Source organism: Dissulfurispira sp. (assembly GCF_036745535.1).
GTDB lineage: Bacteria > Nitrospirota > Thermodesulfovibrionia > Thermodesulfovibrionales > Dissulfurispiraceae > Dissulfurispira.
Genome location: NZ_DAIOFX010000027.1, coordinates 9,385 through 10,810, shown reverse-complemented (window position 1 = coordinate 10,810; position 1,426 = coordinate 9,385). Strand labels below are relative to the sequence as shown.

3 protein-coding genes are annotated in these 1,426 nt (G+C 40.9%); 1 reads left to right on the top strand and 2 read right to left on the bottom strand.

The features are described 5' to 3' along the window. Nucleotides 1–16 precede the first annotated feature (16 nt). A complete protein-coding gene (locus V7L97_RS06340; protein ID WP_333654310.1) occupies nucleotides 17–286 on the bottom strand; it encodes an ACT domain-containing protein in 270 nt (89 codons plus the stop codon). 39 nt (nucleotides 287–325) lie between these two features. Between V7L97_RS06340 and nfi the strand changes: the two genes are divergently transcribed. Beyond that, nucleotides 326–988 (top strand): deoxyribonuclease V, encoded by a 663-nt coding sequence (nfi, locus tag V7L97_RS06335; RefSeq protein WP_333654307.1) that lies wholly within the window; start codon nucleotides 326–328, stop codon nucleotides 986–988. Between the two features lie 59 nt (nucleotides 989–1,047). On the opposite strand, the gene V7L97_RS06330 is transcribed toward nfi, so the two are convergent. Continuing rightward, a complete protein-coding gene (locus tag V7L97_RS06330) occupies nucleotides 1,048–1,395 on the bottom strand; it encodes a DUF2784 domain-containing protein (protein WP_333654305.1) in 348 nt (115 codons plus the stop codon). Nucleotides 1,396–1,426: the final 31 nt, after the last annotated feature.

Sequence of the window (1,426 nt, the reverse complement as noted above, 5' to 3'; positions counted from 1 at the left end):
TCTATATGCCTTTTCTTTATCGTGGTGTATTGCTGTGCAGACCCTTGCAACACCTTACCCCTTCTACTTTCTTTACGCTTTCGACTATTTGTTTCTCGTGGGCCTCGTCCCTTGCATTTACAGTGATGTCCCTGATTATTACACCTTTGCCAACACTCACAATGTCAACAGCGCCTATATCGCCTCCCACATTCCCGATTGCAGTTGCTACCTTGCCGAACATGCCCGGTTTGTTGATTACTTCTATCCTTAAAGTTATGCTGTAGCTTGGTCCAGGTATTTTCATAAGGTAATCATAACTTAGATTAAAGTATAATTTAATTTGATGATAAAAAATTTATGGCCCAAGGACATTTCAAGGGCGAAGAAAATTCAGGATGTCCTGAGAAAGAGGGTGAAGATTATACCTCTGAAAAAGACACCCGAAATAATCGCAGGGGTTGATGCGGCATTTGCCGGCGATAAAGTTATAGCAGTTGCCACTCTTTATGAATATCCGGAGCTCAGGTACATGCAGGATGCCTTTTCCACTGAGAAAATAATATTCCCATATATTCCAGGGATGCTTTCTTTTAGAGAAGGACATGCCATTATTAATGCCATAAGGAAATTAAATATAAAACCTGATGTGATACTCTTTGACGGACAGGGCATAGCACATCCAAAGGGAATTGGCATTGCATCCCACATCGGTGTGATTTTAGATATTCCCACCATCGGGTGTGCAAAATCAAGACTTGTAGGAGAATTCAGGGGGCCTGGCGCTACAAAGGGGAGCTGGGCATATCTCTATTACAAAGGCATGAAGGTTGGTGCGGTATTAAGGACAAGGAGCAGTGTAAGGCCTGTTTTTGTTTCCCCCGGACATTTGATCGATATTGATTCATCTATCAAGATTGTTATGAAATGCATTTCTAAATACAGGATACCCGAGCCGCTCAGAAGGGCTGATTGGCTTTCAAAGAAGCACAGAAAAAATCTGGAGTAATGGAGTACTGGAGTATTGGAATATAAAAACATTACTCCATCACTCCAACACTCCATTTTTTATCGCTTTCTCCGATACATCCACGCATTGAATCCGCATAAAAAGACAGTGAGTATAAAAATAGTATAACGAGGGAGTTCAATGTAAACGATTTTCTCTATATAATGTGGAATGAATGATCCCGTATAGGCGAGGGCAGGATCGTGTTTTGTTCTTAGCCATACCTCAAGATGGGTAAGAGGGCAGTACCAGTCGAATATCTGGATGATAAAGGCAAAGATGAGGCCTGAGATATGGAATATTTTTACAGCCTTGTATTTTACTCCTATAAATGCACCGAATATCAGAAACACTATCCAGAGAAAATGGATAAGGACAACTATATCTGCAAGGATTTTATAAGGCAAACACTATCGCCTTCCTCTTTCATGTTTCTGA